The organism is Wohlfahrtiimonas populi, assembly GCF_002006795.1.
GTDB lineage: Bacteria > Pseudomonadota > Gammaproteobacteria > Cardiobacteriales > Wohlfahrtiimonadaceae > Wohlfahrtiimonas > Wohlfahrtiimonas populi.
In genome coordinates this window covers 81,540-100,564 of record NZ_MVDN01000005.1, presented here as the reverse complement: position 1 = coordinate 100,564, position 19,025 = coordinate 81,540, and the positions used below count along the sequence as shown (strand labels likewise).

Below are 19,025 nucleotides of genomic sequence, written 5' to 3'. Positions count from 1 at the left end.
AATGATTAGCTCACTAACTGATTAAAGACATCAAAATATGTTGGGAACGTTTTATTCACACATTTTGGATCTTCAATAATCACAGGTACTAAGAAACTACAGAGTGAAAAGCACATTGCGATGCGATGATCATCATAAGTAAAGATAGAAACATTTTCATTAAGCTCAGCAACTGCTGAAACCTCAATAAAATCTTCACCTTCTACAACATCTGCACCGAGTTTTTTCAATTCTGTTGCCATTGCATGAATGCGATCTGTTTCTTTCACGCGCCAGCTACCAATGTTGCGTAATGTTGTTTTACCTTCAGCAAACAAGGCTAATACAGCCAAAGTCATCGCTGCATCTGGAATGTGATTGCAATCTAAATCGATGCCTTTTAAACCTGTTGCAGGTTTTTTTACCACAACTTGATGCTCATCCCATTCAACAATCGCCCCCATCATTTCTAAAGCACGTAAGAATTCAACATCACCTTGAATGGTTTTAGTGCCAATGCCATGCATTGTGATTTCGCCACCAATCGCGCCCAATGCTGAAAAATATGATGCACTTGATGCATCACCTTCCACATAATAATCCTTAGGTGATTGATACTCTTGGTGAGCAGGGATGTAAAAGGATTTCCAATTACGATTTTCCACCACAATGCCAAAATCTTTGAGCATAGATAATGTGATCGTAATATAAGGCTTAGAAATTAGCTCGCCATCAATCCTAATGGTCATAGCTTTTTGTGTCATTGGGATTGATAACAATAAAGCTGTTAAGAATTGACTGGAAACAGAGCCTTTGACAGAAACTGTATCTGCTGTGATTTCAGCAGGGAAAATTTCTAAAGGTGGATAACCTTCATTCTCTAAATAATTAATGGACAAACCCATTTCATGCAATGCAGACACTAAATCCTTAATTGGGCGCTCATGCATTCTTGGAATGCCTTTTAAAATATAATATCCTTTGCTTAAAGCTGTTGCAGCTGTCAAAGAACGAAAGGCTGTACCTGCATTACCTAAGAATAATTCAGCATCTTTATTAGGAAAACCATTCGCATTGCCAGTTAAAATGCATTCTGTATCACTCAATGTGTTGATTATAATGCCAAGCGTCGTCAAAGCTTCTTTCATGTAATGCACATCATCACTTTGCAATAATCCACGCAAATGTGTTTGTCCTTCTGACAATGCAGCCAAAAGAAGAGCACGATTTGAAATACTTTTAGAGCCTGGCAATGTCATCTCGCCATTGGCTTGTGTAACTTTAGAGAGCGCTAGAATTTCCATACTTTATCCACATCAAGAACATCATGGTTGAACAAATACTAATTCACCATTCTTCTCGATTCAGCCAATATTTTCAAGGTAAATCTATCAAATACGGAGAATTCTAGCTTTAAAATTTAAATTCTAATATTAAATTGCTTTATCAGCTTTCCGCCCGATGAGCGGAAAGTAAATTATTAATGCTTAAACATCCAATTAACAAGCATCCAACATAGGGCTTTCTGCTGGTGTTAAATTTAAACGCTCAAACAGTGCATTATCATCATCTTGATCTGCATTGGGGCTTGTTAACAATTTTGCACCATAAAAAATAGAGTTTGCACCTGCCATAAAGCACAATGCTTGCAATTCTGATGACATATTTTCACGGCCTGCCGACAAACGTACCATTGATTTTGGCATCATGATTCTTGCCACAGCAATCGTGCGCACAAAATCAAAATCATCCACAGGTTTATTATCACCCAATGGCGTGCCTTTAATAGGAATTAAACGGTTGATTGGCACACTTTCTGGTGGCGTTAACATATTTGCCAATTGTGCCAACATGGATGCACGATCGCGCTCCGTTTCACCCAAGCCAATAATGCCACCTGAACAGATTTTCATGCCAGACTCACGAACATGATCCAAAGTATCCAAACGATTTTGGTAACTATGAGTTGTCACAATTTCACCATAAAATTCTGGTGAAGTATCCACATTATGATTGTAATAATCCAAACCTGTTTCCGCTAGAGTTTTAGCTTGTTCAGAAGTTAAGCTTCCCAATGTCATGCATGTTTCCATGCCAAGGCCTTTCACTTCTTCGATCATCTTTTGAATATATGGCATATCGCGATCTTTGGGATTGCGCCAAGCAGCGCCCATACAGAAACGGCTTGCACCATCTTTTTTCGCTTTTTTCGCAGCTTCGATAACTTTTTGTACTTCCATCAATTTTTCAGCATCCAAACCTGTATCATAGCGCACGCTTTGAGAACAGTATTTACAGTCTTCTGAACATTTACCCGTTTTGATGGATAACAAACGGCTCACTTGAATCTTGGTGGGATCAAAGTTTTCACGATGTACTTTTTGTGCTTCAAACAGTAATTCAAATAGAGGTTTATGGAATAAGCTTTCAGCATCCTCAATTGTCCAAACTTTTTTACTCATAATTTATTGCTCGTCACATTAATAGAATGAGCACATCATAGATGAAACACTGCATCAATGTAAACTAAATTAATATTTATAGATTTACATAATATTAAATGGTTTGGTTATACTTTCGATGTCATTTATAGTTTTAAGGAATAATCATGATCAATATTCAGCATGCTAATCTCTCTGATTTACCAATGATTGAAAGCATATACAGAGAATTATTTGCACATATGGCAGAGCTACAACCTGATTATTACTTAAAAGCATCACAAGATCCTGCTTTTATTCAAACGATGATTGAAGCTAATGATTCTGCTTTATTGATTGCTAAAAAAGATCATTCAATTTTAGGTTTTATCATGGCACAAGAACAAGCAACACCATCTTATAATTGTATTGCCCCACATAAATTTGCTTATATTTTTGATTTTGTAGTAACTGAACAAGCTCGTGGATTAGGCATTGGTAAACAATTGATAAACGCCATAGAAGCATGGGCAAAATCTCGTAATTTAGACTACATAGAACTTAGTGTATTAAGTAACAATACTGAAGCTCATAAATTATATGAAAATATTGGCTATACAAATGCTACAAACATCATGAGAAAATCTTTATAAAAAAAAGCGGTAATGAACTTACCGCTTTCTCTTTAGCTTTTACAAGCTATCAAATTACCAAGTATATTTAGCACCTAACATTGCTTTATAGCCTTTGTACTTATCCTTACCGAATTGATAACTCACATTACCCCATAATGACCACTCTTTAGACAATTCACCTTCCACACCTAATTTCACTTCATAGCGACTTTTTGGTGCATTACTTGAGAATGTGAATTTATCATTGAAGTTAACACCCATATCTGATGAGTTATAAATCCAATTACCTTCTACATAAGGGCGGAAATTACTATCTTTTGGTATATAGAATACTTTCATACCTAAGCGAGTTTGTACATTATTTTTCTTATTACTTGCAACGCGCAATCCGCTATCCATATCTTCATATTCTTTAGTGGATAAATGACCATAAATCACTTGAGCATTAGGTTGTAAGATTAAATGATCACCATTACTCAAGTCATCTGTTCTATGGTTATAGCCCAATTCAATAGAAGCACTGATCAAATTACTATTGTATTTAGACGTTGTTGAATTTTTCATGGAAATCTCATNGTAAGATTAAATGATCACCATTACTCAAGTCATCTGTTCTATGGTTATAGCCCAATTCAATAGAAGCACTGATCAAATTACTATTGTATTTAGACGTTGTTGAATTTTTCATGGAAATCTCATTTTTAAAGTGAGAATACTGAATCCATGTATCCACAAACCAACTTTCAGGTTGATACCAAGTACCATAAATACCCACGCTCATTGCTTGATCAATTTTCGCATCTGCTTTACTACTTGTATGACGTGAAGTGCTTGTAAAATCACTATTACCATAGCCTGCCATCATACCAAAGCGATATTGAGCATCATTTGCAGCAGCAACTTTAATTAAATCAGCACCCACTTGTGCAACATAGTAATCACCAGAAATGTTTAAACGTTTATCAACAGCAGTGTAATTTTTATGAACAGTTACAATTCTACCCCAAGCACTGATACCATCTTCATCACCTGTTAAGAAGCCTTGACCATAGTCAGGATTACCTAAGCGATCATGCAAGGTCACATTGAACATTTCAAATGCCATTGCCATATTTGCTAGATATGCACCAACACGTGGATTTATCTTTCTTTCAGGATCAATAACTGGAGCATCTGTATTAGACGATAAATACCAATTATTATCATACTGCCCTTTTCTCAAAACATATTCATATATCCCAATTGTTGCAGGTTTGCCTAAAACAAAAGCCCCAATATCTGAATGCCCACCAACAGAGATAATTTCAATTGCATTTGGCAATGTTGCAGCACCAACTCCACCATAATTCTGGATAAAGAGCTGAGTTGCATAACCTCGTCTTAAAACATTGCCATCCACTTGAATACTATCTGTGGATGTCTCATCAAAACCATTACCTTTACCTTTATTTAAGACTGTATTTAAATAAATTGATCCACCATTAGCCGTATAGTTACCTGTAATAACTAATTTATTACCAATATTACCTGTTGGTGCTGTATTACTATTTGGGTATTTAGTATTAAGATTAATCGTACCTTGGTTGATAAAATCACCATTAACAACATATTGATAGTTATTTTTTCCATCAGCACGATCAATAGAGAATGTTCCTTTATTGTTAACAGAGCCCTTAATCTGGCCCGAACCCAAAAATTCACCACCATTTTCAATATTCAATAATTGGCTATTTAAAGTTAACGGTTTATCAAAAGCACCAACTATTAACTTCCCTTGGCTAATAGTAGTTATTCCTGTGTATTGAGCTGATTTATCCGTTAAAATAGCAATCCCTTCACCACTCTTTTCCAGCCCACCAGCACCTATAATATCTCTATCAACTAACCAATCTTGAGTATGATCCCCATATTGAAGATTTAAAATACCATGCAGATTCACAGTCACAATATCACTTGCACCTAATGTTGAGTCATTAAAAACAGTCAACTTAGTTTTATGCGAGTCTGTGCTTTGTCCAACAGTTAAGGTTCCTGTGAAGTTAGTATTATCCGCTGTAAATGCAACTTCCGAATCTGTTTTCTGACCATTCAATAGGCTTTCGGTGATAATAACATCACCTCTGCCATGTAATGTTTTATTAAAAATAGTATTATTCAAATCATGATTACCTAGCAATAATATTGCATTGTTTGCTAAGTTTACATCACCAGAAATCCCCAAAGATTGGGCATGATAAGTTTGCACAGTTGTTGCCCCATTGATGTCAATTTGAGCTTTCAAGCCTAAATTTTGAGCTAACACTGTATTATGTGCACCATTAAAAATTAATTGTGCACCTGTATTGCCAGCAATATAACCTTCAATAACTGAATTCTGTGCATCACCATTAGCAAGTTGACCCTGTATAGTTAATTTGCCTTGATTACCTAAATTCAATAAAGAATTTTGTGTAGATTGCACAGCACCAACAGTTTGTGTCACACCTTGTTGATTTGTAAAATTACCAAATAGTGAAACTTGAGTATTACCACTTAGTTTTAATAAAGATGTATGGCCTAACACACCATCAGCCTCAAGTTTTAAATGCCCTTTGCGCACATCAGTGACACCAGTATAATCATTAGCGCCATTGGACAATGAAATATAATCACTATCTGCAACAATAGCTAAATCACCTGTACCTGTAACTTTCGCAGAAAAATCAGCAGCATCCCCTATTTTTCCTGCAGCAGCATGAAGAATTAATGCCTTATGACCTTTTGTAAGCAATTCAACTTCTTTGAGAAGATAGGCAACATGTAAACCGTCAGCAATGTTATTCGTATTTTTAAATAGCTGTAAACCATAGCCATATTTACCATTGGCTACTTTTTCCTTACCCTGCCCCATATCCTGAACAATATCATTCATGATATCAGTGCCAGTGTGTGGTACAAGATTACCATTCACATCGTAAATCTCCAATGCTAAGCCACCAGCAGATATACCTGTTACTTTATCAGCACTCACAAGCTGTATAATGGACTCGCCTGTATCTTGCTCGAGTAAAGGTTTATCAGTATCAAAAGTTGGAGTGTTATTAATATCACCTACATGAATATCCACAGTACCTTTTGCATTGGTGAGATCTAAGTGTTTAGTATGAATCGATCCATCTGCAACCTGCCCAGTCGTTTCCATATTTGGAATCAAATCATTGAAAGTTAATCTGCCACTATCAAATGATAATCCACCAATATTTTGTTTACCAATACCATCTTCGACAATAGTTTGAGCTTTCTGACCAATTCTTAAAGTGGCGTTAGTTAATGCTTTAGTATTTTCATTCTTCAAGTTGAATACGGCATTTTCAAGCTGTAATTTACCTGTAAATTTCTCACCAATTAAATTAGCTTTAGATGCATTAAATGTAAATTCTTGACCATTAATGTCTGTTTTGACTACACCATTGCCATATAAATTATGGTTGAATGTATTTTTACCCATCGCTTGAGATTGATTAACAAACAAAGTGCCTGTTGCATCTTCCAAATGAATGCCACCATTTAATGCAGATTCATTCAAGGTAATGTCCGAATTATCCAATTCAAATGTTGAATTTGCATGGATTTTTAATTGTTCAAAACCTTTAATTTCATCGGCTTTAGCTTGTGTTAAAGCATAATGACTTGTTTTACCTGCTGATGCTGATAATTCAACTGAGTCATTAGCTCCACCACCTGCAGATAATTTATTGAATAGGCGATCGCTTTGGCTACGTTGAACATCTTTGAGCACGATGGACGTTTCACCAGCTGTAGCTGTAATCACATCTGCTTTAGAGCCACCCAATAAAGTTACTTGATTTTTCTGATCACCTAAAGCCACAACACCTGTAATTTCGCCTTTACTCGTACCACTTTCACCATTTGTTAGGTTAATATTTTTACCAATATTCGCATTGATCGCAACCAATCCTGCTGGTGCAGTTGCGTCATTACTAACTTTAATAGAACCTAGATTAGTGAAATTAATATCTTGAGTTGATGTTAAGTCTTTTAGCTCTACTACAGGAGAGCTTTCAGAATTGGATGATAAATTGCCTGATTGAGTAATCTGAGTCGTATCACCTTTCAATACTAAAGCAGATTGTCCTTGTTTAGATTGAATATTAACACTTGCACCACTGTGAACTTTACCACTTGTATTCACTGTAATACCATTACCACCCACATCTTCGACATTAATGACTAAACCTGAAGAATTATCAGAGATAAAGTCAGAAGTTCCCATTATTGGCTGTTTATTACCATCTTCGCCTTCAACTAAAATACCTGTTGCATCATTTCCTTTGACTGTAATAGTACCTGAACCCGACAATTTAAATTGCCCTGATCCATCTTGATCCATATTTAAGAAGTGAATACCTGCACCTTTACCATCCACAGCAATTTGTGCATTACTTGTTATTAATGTCGACCCCGCGTGTACGAGTACAGCATCGGCATTATTTTCACCTTTAATAAAATCACCAGTGTTTTTACCTTCAACAGTTAATGACGCTCCTTGGTTCAAACGAACAGCCGCAATCCCGTCTACAGCAGTAACAGAGCCTAAATTCTTAATCACAGAATTCTGGCCGTAAACATCAATACCCACACCATTAACATTGACTTTTGCAGAAGCTTGGTTATCTAACACACCACCATTAATATAAATACCTACTGCATTTCCATTTGATCCTGCTGTGAAATCAATATTACCCTTATGCTCTAGAGTTCCTTTATTGATAAGCTTATAACCAATAGCACCTTGGTTATAAGCTATATTCGTAGATAAATCTGCTTCAGAAATGACAATTGTTTCTCTCTCTAAGTTATTGATTGGCTCACCATGTAAATCATAGGACTTACCATCTACTACAACAGCAGATGCATTTTGACCATTAACGATTATTTTTGCATCTTTTCCAAGTAATACTTTTCCAGCCAGCTCAATTCCGCCACTAGAATTTTTAAGATCCGTACCTGCACCATTAGTTACAAATAACCCTATAGAATTTTCACCTGTAACTTCCAACTCTAAATTTTCATTTGCATTAACTTGTGTTCCTGCATCTGAAATATGCATACCAATAGAATCATTGCCTTCAACAAGAAATTTAAAATTTTGATTGTTATTTCCAGAAGCACTTTCACCAAAGCTAGCACCATTATCAATTCTAAAAATTGTTGATTTATTATTTTTTAACACAAGCTCATTAGTTTGATTAGGGTTTCCCACAGTATCATCAAAAATGATAGAGCTTGTCGTACCTGAAATAATATTTCTACCTGAAATCCAATAATGAATTTGATGCTCTTTGCCATTATTTGCTCCCACAGATGCAATATTTTTCATATGCACAGTGGCTCCTAAACGTGCAAATACCCCTATAGCATTATTCCCGTCTAAACTTATTGGACCATCAACGTATACTTTGGCGTTTTCTTCTGCTCGAATACCATAATTACCATACATTGAGTAACTATCTATACCCGTACCACTACCACTATCATTGACAATAATTGAACCTTTATTATGTACAACCGCTCCCTTTAATGCCACAATCCCGGCACTGTTAATACCGAAAACATTAATTGTTCCTGTATTACCAATAAACTTTCCTGTTGAATCACTATTACCTAGCGCACCAGAAATGCGCATACCAATACTATTAATACCGCCAACATTAATTGTTCCTGTATTTAAAATATCCGAATCTATAGCATGATTGGCATTACTATTTTCGACATTAATACCTACAGCATTTTTGATATGCGCACACATAGATGTCCCTGTGCCACAAGTAAAAGTGACTCTATCACCAATATTGATAGTACCAATATTGTGAATATGATTACCCTGCGCTACATTATAAGAATAAACAGCATTATTAGTATCTTTAATAGACAAATCGGACAATGCAACTAATTTAGCATTGCTATAAACATCTACATTTTTTAATGTACCCGTACTTTTTTCAATACCCTTACCTAAATAAATAGTGCCATGATTTTCCCAATTAGCATTATTTACACTCACACCATTTGAACGATAATTTGGAGCTGAAACACTACCAATGTACATTTCAGCACCAGTATCATTGATAAATGTGCCATCGCTTTCAACCGCAACAGCTGTGCTATTTTGTGAGCCAATAAACATTTTATTATGATTAATATATCGTGCACCTGTTGTCACAACATCAGATAAAGTAGAATAAATTTTATCATCCGTGGCAATGCCATTTTTTGAGACATAGCCATAAACTAGAATGTCATTATTATCATATTGGGCACGGTTGCTAATGGCGATATTACCCATATCACCCAATAAATTTATATTAGTATTATTGATAATTTTAGCATTATTATCACCATAAGCTATGTGCCCACCTATAGCTTGAACATCTATATGATTATTAAAAGTCAATGTTGTATTAGCACCATCTGCTTTAAATATAGATAAAATACCTGTTGGCGCCTTCATAGCATCTGTAAATAAAAATTCCTGAGCTTGTAGAGACTGATCATATTTAAACTTCACGTCATAAGGTAAGTCTTCTGATTTTACAGATTTAAATGCTTGATTGAATAAACTTTGATAATCACCTTTAGCAACAATATTTTGCTGAATACCAGCAAGAATTGCCTGTTGGTAGTATTTTAAATCGTTAATATTGTTAATTGTAAAGTCACCAGTATATGAAATCTTTTGATTAGTTTCAGGATCTATATATGTGAATTTCAATGGTGTTGAAATATCTCCAGCATAAACACGTGTTGGTCCTGCTTTAAATTCATCATCTTTTGCAATTGTATTCAAAGCATCTGTCAAAGATGGTGCGGATGTAAATTTTACACTCATCTTTACTTTTTCAGTATCAGAAAGGCCACCAACAACGATATTCCCTGAATTTTCTGCTCTAAATAATGAACTATTTTTGATATACGAAAAATGAACATTCAGCGGATTTTTTGTATCATTAATAAACATTGTCCCATTGTTTATTTTAGCAAAAGCAATATCGCTGTATGGAATATTAGGTTGTGATGAAAGTAAATCAACAGAATAATTTGGTCCAACTTGTTTAATAATAGATTCATCTAAATCTTCAACTTCTATTTTCTGTATCTCATCACCTTGCTTCCATTCGACAACTTTTTTCTTATCAAAAGCCAAAACATCCCAAGTAGGGACATCTGATAATTCTAGGTTATTCTGATCATAAATTTTAATAAATCCATTTTTAAAAAGGTAATCCAATGTATAACTTTTCCTTTGGAGATTTGGCTGTATATCTTCAGTTGTCACATTTCCAAATGTTATATTGGTGTCCTTATTCAGAACTTTGGTACCTGTTTGGTTATTATTAATATCACTAGAACCTGTAGCTTTATCTGGCTTAGATGAATCACCATATATAAATTTAGCAGAATCATAATGCCCTTCAACAGTCCAATTATCTGCTGCATATCCTATGGACAACAAAGATGCCAATATCGCAATATTCATAACAGATTTAATTGCATTTTTATGCCCTTTTGCTAATTCTGATGCAACAACTGTTTGTCCATTTCTATTTTTAATTAACTTATACGTTATATTCATAGCAACCTCTTTTGATCCAATATTAATTATTTTTATTTGCATATTTTTAATCTATTACTCTTATTATAACAAATATTAAAAAAAATTTTTGACTCACGACATGAAACGAATAAGTGATCTATTTGAAATTATCTCAATAAAAAAAGCATGTTATTTCTAACATGCCTTTTTTATTTTTTTTGTAAATAATTTAAGATTAAATTACCAAGTATACTTAGCTCCAATTGTTGCTTTATACCCTTTATATTTTTGCTTACCCATCTGATAACCAACATTGCCCCACATCGACCAATCTTTAGATAAATTTCCCTCTATACCAATTTTAAGTTCATAGATATCTTTTGGTACATTGCTAGAGAAACTAAATTTATCATTAAAGATCACAGATGCATTTGAACCATTGTGAATCCAGTTAGCTTCTACATAAGGCCTAAAGCCTTTGTTATCTTCACTATGTGGCACATAAAATAATTTCATACCTAAACGTGTTTGAATGTTCTTTTGGTTATTACTCTTAGCATAAATACGACTTGCATCATCAGCATATGAATCTGTTGATAAACGACCAAAAATTACTTGAGCATTTGGTTGAATGATCAGGTAATCGCCATTATCAAAAAGGTCTGTTTTATAGTTATAACCCACTTCAACAGAAGCGCTCCAGAGATTACTGTTATATTTACTAGATGAAGCATTCTTCATAGTAATTTCATTCTTATAGTGTGCGTACTGTAACCATGCATCTACAAACCAGCCTTCAGGTTGATACCAAGTTCCATAAAGACCAATACTTAATGCTTGATCAATTTTACCTTTAGATTCACTACCTGTTGTACGAGATCTACTTGTAAAATCACTGTTACCATAGCCTGCCATTACACCAAAACGATAACTACCATCATTTTCTGCTGCTACTTTGATTAAATCAGCACCTACTTGAGCAATATAGAAATCACCCGAAATAGCTAACCCATTACTCGCTGCATGATATTTTCTATGCACAGTAGCTAGACGACCCCATGTACTAATACCACTATCATCAGCATTTAAGAAGCTTTGACCATAAGTTGGATTACCTAAACGGTCATGTAATGTTACATTAAACATTTCAAATGCTGTCGCAGCATTAGCTAGGTAACCACCAATTAATGGGTTAATATTACGCTGATTTGGCTTATCGTATATAGGATAATCAGGGTTTGAATACAAGTACCAACTATTATCTTTCTGACCTTTATGCAATGTATATTCATATACACCAATTGTTGCAGGTGCACCCAATACAAAAGCACCATAATCAGAAGTTCCATCTACTTTAATGATTTCAATAGCATCAACCTGTGCAAATGCACCTTTTCCACCATAATTTTGAACAAATAATTGCGTACTATTGCCTTGTTTAAGAATACTACCTTTCACATAAATACTATCCGTTTTTGTATCAGCAAATCCCTCATTCAATACTGTGTTTAAGTAAATTGAACCACCATTAGCAATATAGTTATTGCTGATTATTAGTTTATTACCGATATTGCCATACTCGTTTGGTGTTGTTTGATCCTTGCTTGTGTTTACACCCTCAGGATATTCATTATTCAAACGAATTGTGCCAGTATTTGTAAAATTGCCATTTACCACATACTCAAACTTATAATTTTCATCATTGCTTGTTTGCTTATCTAGTGTGCCAACCACAAACTCACCATAGTTAGTTACAGAACCATTAATACTACCTGTACCAGCAAAACGAGCACCATTTTCAACCACTAAAGATGTACTTTGCAAATTCAAAGCCTTATCTTTACCTGCAACTAATGTGCCATCTTTAATAACTGTTGTACCTACATATTTAGATGAGTCTTCTGTTAACTCTAAAATACCATGGCCTGATTTTTCAAGGTTACCTTTACCTGATACCGATTTGTTCAATACCCATTCAGATGTGCCTGAATGATTAAGATCTAATGTACCTCGATTATTGATTGAAATGGATTGACCACCTAAAGATGTTTCATTTGCTACTAAGCGAGTTCGCGCACTATCTTGAGCATTGCCGATAACAATATTACCAGTAAAGCCAGAATTATCCCCTAATAATTCAACTGTGGAATCTGTCACAATACCTTTATCTAGACCAGTTGTAACAGTAAATGTACCTGCACCCATTAAATTTTTACCCAATACTGTTGTATTAGGATTACTATTACCCATTTTCAATTCAGCTGCTGCAGCAATATCTACTGTGCCAGTTTTACCTAAAGCTTCTGCATTATAAGCCTGAACTGTTGATGCATTTTTCAACTGAACATTAGAATTTAAACCTGAATTAGCATTGTTAATTGTCGCTTTACCATTTTCAAAGATTAAATCTGAACCTATTTCTCCTGTTACTGTTCCAGTAATTATTGAATCTGTCAGACCTGTAATGGTTAAACCACCTTTACTGCCTAGATTTAACTTAGAACCATTATCAATATTTAAAGCTCCCACCGTTTGTGATGTACCATTAATATGACCAGCTTTATCTAGTACAGAAACTTCTGTACCTGATTTTATTGTTAACTCAGATGTTTGCCCCAAAACGTTATCAGCTTCTAAATAAAAATGACCTGATTCAACAATCGTTTTACCTGTATAAGTATTACCATTATTAGATAGAGAAATATCTTTTGCACCCTTAATAACCAAATCACCAGACCCAGTAACTTTTGCTGATAGATCTGTATCTTTCGAATCTGGATTTGTTACCAAAATGAAACTTTGGTTTTCCTGTAAATCTAGTCGATTTAATTTATAAGTCACATGTAAACCACTATTTTCTTTCAACTCTAAGCCGTAGTCATAATAACCTTTTGCAGCAACATCTTGACCTTGCTTAATATCTTGAATAATTTCATGTTCTTGATCATATTTGCCAGTAACTTTGCCGTTATAATTAATTTCTAACTGTAAATCACCAGCAGAAATTCCTTTATAGTCTTGAGCCTCCACAATATGAATTAATGATTTACCTTGATCATGTTCAATGATTGGTTTAAACACATCTATAGAGCCCTTTGGCGTATTATACATATCATCTAGAGTAACAGAAATAGTACCTTTAGCATTTACTGTATCTAATGTATCAACTTTAATTAAGCTATTTGCACGATCGCCAACAGGCTGAGATAACTCTAAGTTTGATAATGGATTTTGGAACTCAACTCGACCACCATCAAATGTAAGACCACCAATATGTTGATCACCTTTACCATTAGCAACAATCACTTTCGCATCATTGCCAACTTGTAACATAGCATTTCTTAATGCTACAGCATTTGCACCATCCAAATTATAAAGAGTATTTTCTAGCCATAACTTTCCTTTAAAGTTATTACCAATATCTGTCACAAAACTAGGGTTTACTTTTGTATCAAAATTTAATTCTTTACCACTAAGGTCAGTTTTGACAGTACCACTGCCATAAACTTTATGTTTAATATCAAAATCATTACTATTATTAATGAATAATATTGAATCTGCTGCAGATAAACTAATGCCACTATTTTTATTACCCACTGATTCATTCAATTTGAAATCTGTTTCATATAATTCAAATGTTGATTTAGCACCAATATCTAAAATTTCAAAACCATTAATTTTACCTGCAACATCATGATTCAAGACATAATGGCTATTTTTAAGTGCAATCGTATCTTTAGTGCCTCCATTTGCGGTAACCTCTTCAAAAACATACTTATCTTTTACAGGATTATTGGCTGCACCTGCAATTAAACGTTCCGTTTCTTTCACATTATTCAATGTAATGGTTGTATCGCCTGATTCGGCCAAAATTTTAGCGGCTTGTGATCCGCCCTCTAAAGTTACAAAATTTTCCCTTTTAGCAATATCTCCATCTTGTTTATCACCTATAACAAGCGTTCCCGTAATTTTGGCATCTTTAGAGTTTACCAACGAAATCTTTTTATCTTCGTCAGCCCATAAATCCAATCGCCCAATAATTTCACCCTGATTAGTAAAATTGATATTTTCACCAGCAGTTGCTTGCACTGCAATGCCATCTTTATGGGTAGATTCAATCTTACCTGTATTTAAAAATATAGTTTGCCCTGCAGAGGTATCTAGATTAGTTAGATCTACAACAGCTGTTTTTGAATTAGATTTTAAGTAACCAGACTGCTTTATGTCTGTTGTTTTTCCTTTAACAATTAATGCGGAGCCACCATCCTCTGAGTCAATAGTAACATTTGAACCGCTGTAAACATAACCATTAGTATTTGTAACAATACCATTACCACCTGCATCCTTTACATTAATTTGAAGCTTAGAGCCAGATGAGTCAAAGTTAGCATTTGCAACAGAATCATTTTTACCTTGTACTAAAATACCTTTAGCATCTTTACCTTGAACTGTAATATTACCAGAACCTTTGAGTGTAAAAGTTTCACCATTATCATCAGTATTCATAAAATTAATACCAGAACCTGAACCATTAACAGCGATTTGTGCATCTTTAGTATTTAAAGTTGCACCATTATGAACACGAATTGCATCAGCTGTTTTTTCACCTTTAATCAGGCCGCTGCCAGCTTTTCCATCAACATTCAATGTTGCGCCTTCATTGATACGTATAGCAGCTATTCCATCCACTGCCGTAATATTACCTAAATTTTCTACTTTTGAATTATGCACTGACTTATAAATATCAACACCAATCCCATTAACTTCAACTTTAGCATCTATAGTATTATTTAAAGTACCACCTTCAATATGAATACCTGTTGCATTCTTTGCACCTGTAAAATCAATAGTACCACTATGATTTAAACGTCCTGTATTAATCAGCTTATATGCAACTGAATTTTCACCTTTAAATTGTGTAGCAACAAAATCAGCTGCTGAATCTAAAATAGCTCCAATAAACCTACCAGTTACATTTTTATTCACATCATATTCAGCACCATCGACAACTGCTGCTGATGTATTTTTACCTGATACATTGATAGTTGCATCTTTTCCTAGCACAACACGACCTGGTTTTACTGGTTGCACTGAATCATCGGCTAAACCTGCACCAGAGGTCACATATACACCTGTTGTATTTTCACCATTAATGTTAAATGTCATGCCTTTATCAGCAGAGACAGTAGTTCCTTGTCCTGCAACATACATGGCAGATGAGCCTTCACCATTAATATCAAATTCATATGTATTCTTTAATTGTTCTTCTTGGGAAAATTTAGCACCTTGATCTATGCGAAAGAATGTAGAACTAGTATCTGTTGAAGATAATTTAATTTCATCATTAGCAAATGTGATTGTACTTGTTTGACCATTAGCATGAGCGCCAGAAATCCAGTAATACACAACATTATCTTTAGCCGTACTCGAAATCAATGAACTTGCATCACCATCAATGATAATTTGGCCACCTGCACGTGCATATGCACCTACTGTATTATCAGATAATAAATTAATATTAGTATTCGTATAAATCGTCGCTAAACCATCTGCTTTTAAACCATAGTTACGACGGCTCATATGTGAATCGAGATTGCTATTATCACCTGCAACATTAATTATTCCATCATTATAAATAACTGCACCATTATTGGCGACAATACCAATACTATTAGCACCTATTACATTAATAATGCCATTATTACTAATCGTTTTTCCTTGCCCTTTTTCAACACCAATTTGACCGCTTGCTCGTAGACCAACTGAATGATAACCACCCACTTGAATGGTACCTTTATTAGTAATTTCTACATTAGAACTGTGGCCATCAATGGTAGAGGCTTCAACGTTGATTGCAGCACCATGTTGAATATGGGCATCTTGGGTTTTGGTGAATTGATCACCAACTGTCATAGTTTGGTTATTAATGATAGTTACTTTAGCATTTTCAGAAACTACTGCTGCCACAATAGTATTAGTATCTTTCAACGAGAAATCATTTTCTGTTGGTTTCTCTGGTAATTTATACTTAATCTTCGCATTACTACCATTTTCTTTTTTACCTAAAAAAGCATTGCCATCGTTCGTAAATGTACCGCTACCATCAATAGCAACACCACCAGCTAACTGACCACCTTGTTCAATCCTTCCCGTATTTTCAAAATCAGTTACACCAATATACATTGCACCAACATTATGATAATCACCCCCTGTAACAGTTGTCGCACTTCGAGCATTTGTACCATTACGTTCTGATGTACCAACAACTATTGTACCTTTGTTCTCAAATGTAGAGCCACCACGAATATCATCTGTATTAAATCTATTTTGATAAGTTAATGTTGTGTCTGATTCATTTGTATATTGAGATTGATCACTCAATGCAACGTTACCCATATTGCTATCAATAACTGTATCTGCACTATTAGATGCAATTGAACTATTTGTTGCATTGATAATTCGACCATTATGAGCTTCTAATTTAGTTCCTTGTTCGATTTTAATATCATTATTACTAGCTGCATGAATAATATCACCATTTTTAGATGTAACTTCAGCGCCTTTATGTATGTGGATACCTGCTTTATCTGCCAAATATGCAATATGTCCATTTGACACGTGCATATTTGCATTTTGATGAATCACTACATCTGATTTTTCGCCGCTAGCCTTTAAGATACTTAAAATTCCAACATCTTCACCAAAAATACCATCCAAATATAAACCACCATTTGTGCCAGCATCATAATTAACCTCTACAGTATATTCTTGTTGAACGGTTTTAATCGCTTGCCCAAAATACTTATCATAGTCCTGCTGTGTTAAGCCGTTTTTTTCGACCAAAAAGAGAATTGCATTTTGATAAGTTTGTAGGTCTTCAACAGTATTAATAGTAAAGTTTCCATCCTCAGCGTAGTTCCCTGTATATTGATTTCTAGTTAACTCATCAGCTAATTGTGTATTCTTAAACTCACCTGCTAGTACTTTTGTGGGGCCAAATTTATGTGTTTGTTCAACTTTTATATCTTTATCTGTTGCTCTATAGCCTGGTTCAAACTTAACATTCATGATAACTTTATCGGTAGTTGTATCATCACCAACATTAATTGTTGTAGTACTACCCGATATTGAATCCACAACAAATAGACTACTTTGTTTGATTTGGCCGAGGTCCCAGTTTAAAGCATTTTTTGTATCATTTAGATTAATAGTGCCATTAGTCCCAGTAATAACATTGAAATTAAAATATGGGACAGGTGGTTGTTTCTTTAAAACTTCTGCTGTAATTTTACTTAAATCTGGGGCGATTATCTTTACACTTTTAATATCATGGATTCGAATACTGCTAGATTCACCATTATTTGTGTCGAAATCAAAGTCTGTTAATGACAGATTATAATCACTCCAAGATTCTGGTAGTCTTTGTATTGTTTCACCTTTGCCATTTTTAATGGTAATAGCATGAGATTTTACTAATTCTTCATTAGTAATTTTTTGAAAATATTCATTTCTTGGCATGTTAACATGAGTCACCTTAACATCACCAAACGTTACATCTTGAGTAGAACCATCATGAATTAAGAAATGTTCTTTACCTAACTTATCAGCCTGTTTTTGACTGTTATTGTTGTTATCAATAAATGTAGGATTATTTTTATCTCCTGTAAACACTCCTGCTTTATATTCTATATTACTAAGATCAATATCTGCATGGACTAGTCCTATAGACGTTAATAATAACAATGATATTGCTACCTTTCTTGTATTCTTTTTATGACCTTTCGCTAATTCTGATACAACAACTAACTCACCTGAAACTTTATTTTTAACCAGTTTATACGACAAATTCATTACTTAACTACTCTTAAACGTTTAAAATCAATATCTCTTCTAAAGCATTAACCTTTTCTTGGCCGTTGTGTAACGCGCAATACTTAGCTAACTTGTAANATTTTTATCTCCTGTAAACACTCCTGCTTTATATTCTATATTACTAAGATCAATATCTGCATGGACTAGTCCTATAGACGTTAATAATAACAATGATATTGCTACCTTTCTTGTATTCTTTTTATGACCTTTCGCTAATTCTGATACAACAACTAACTCACCTGAAACTTTATTTTTAACCAGTTTATACGACAAATTCATTACTTAACTACTCTTAAACGTTTAAAATCAATATCTCTTCTAAAGCATTAACCTTTTCTTGGCCGTTGTGTAACGCGCAATACTTAGCTAACTTGTAATCAAGCCTAAGCTTAGTACATAAAGAATATTTATGGTTTTTAAGAGTAAAAAATTTTAAACATGATTTAAGTCAGATTTTATCGATATGTTTAGAGGTATTTGTTTGATTAATAATCAAACATTATCAATATTTTTTATTTACATATT

At 34.2% G+C, this 19,025-nt stretch carries 7 protein-coding genes; 1 reads left to right on the top strand and 6 read right to left on the bottom strand.

Annotation, left to right across the window (positions count from 1 at the left end; translation table 11 throughout):
- Positions 1 to 5: 5 nt before the first annotated feature.
- Entirely contained in the window at positions 6 to 1,283 is a 1,278-nt protein-coding gene (gene aroA / locus BZK16_RS07470; protein ID WP_077928274.1) for a 3-phosphoshikimate 1-carboxyvinyltransferase, read from the bottom strand.
- A 195-nt stretch (positions 1,284 to 1,478) separates the two neighbouring features.
- Positions 1,479 to 2,441: a biotin synthase BioB gene (bioB, locus tag BZK16_RS07465; RefSeq protein WP_077928273.1), complete on the bottom strand. Its 963-nt coding sequence runs from the start codon at positions 2,439 to 2,441 to the stop codon at positions 1,479 to 1,481.
- A gap of 146 nt (positions 2,442 to 2,587) precedes the next feature.
- Here bioB and BZK16_RS07460 point away from each other — a divergent pair, with 146 nt between their 5' ends.
- Positions 2,588 to 3,052, top strand: coding sequence for a GNAT family N-acetyltransferase (locus BZK16_RS07460; protein ID WP_077928272.1), 465 nt, complete (start codon positions 2,588 to 2,590; stop codon positions 3,050 to 3,052).
- 54 nt (positions 3,053 to 3,106) lie between these two features.
- Here BZK16_RS07460 and BZK16_RS14705 read toward each other — a convergent pair whose 3' ends face one another.
- From BZK16_RS14705 to BZK16_RS07440, 4 genes are all read right to left on the bottom strand, one after another.
- On the bottom strand, positions 3,107 to 3,598 hold the full coding sequence (locus BZK16_RS14705) for an autotransporter outer membrane beta-barrel domain-containing protein (RefSeq protein ID WP_077928271.1): 492 nt from the start codon (positions 3,596 to 3,598) through the stop codon (positions 3,107 to 3,109).
- A gap of 7 nt (positions 3,599 to 3,605) precedes the next feature.
- Complete coding sequence (locus BZK16_RS14975) at positions 3,606 to 5,924, bottom strand: autotransporter outer membrane beta-barrel domain-containing protein (RefSeq protein ID WP_456300686.1); 2,319 nt, start codon at positions 5,922 to 5,924, stop codon at positions 3,606 to 3,608.
- A 4,944-nt stretch (positions 5,925 to 10,868) separates the two neighbouring features.
- Positions 10,869 to 18,479, bottom strand: a complete 7,611-nt coding sequence (locus tag BZK16_RS07445) for an autotransporter outer membrane beta-barrel domain-containing protein (RefSeq protein ID WP_077928269.1) — start codon at positions 18,477 to 18,479, stop codon at positions 10,869 to 10,871.
- A gap of 87 nt (positions 18,480 to 18,566) precedes the next feature.
- A complete protein-coding gene (locus BZK16_RS07440; RefSeq protein WP_077928268.1) occupies positions 18,567 to 18,779 on the bottom strand; it encodes an ESPR-type extended signal peptide-containing protein in 213 nt (70 codons plus the stop codon).
- Positions 18,780 to 19,025: the final 246 nt, after the last annotated feature.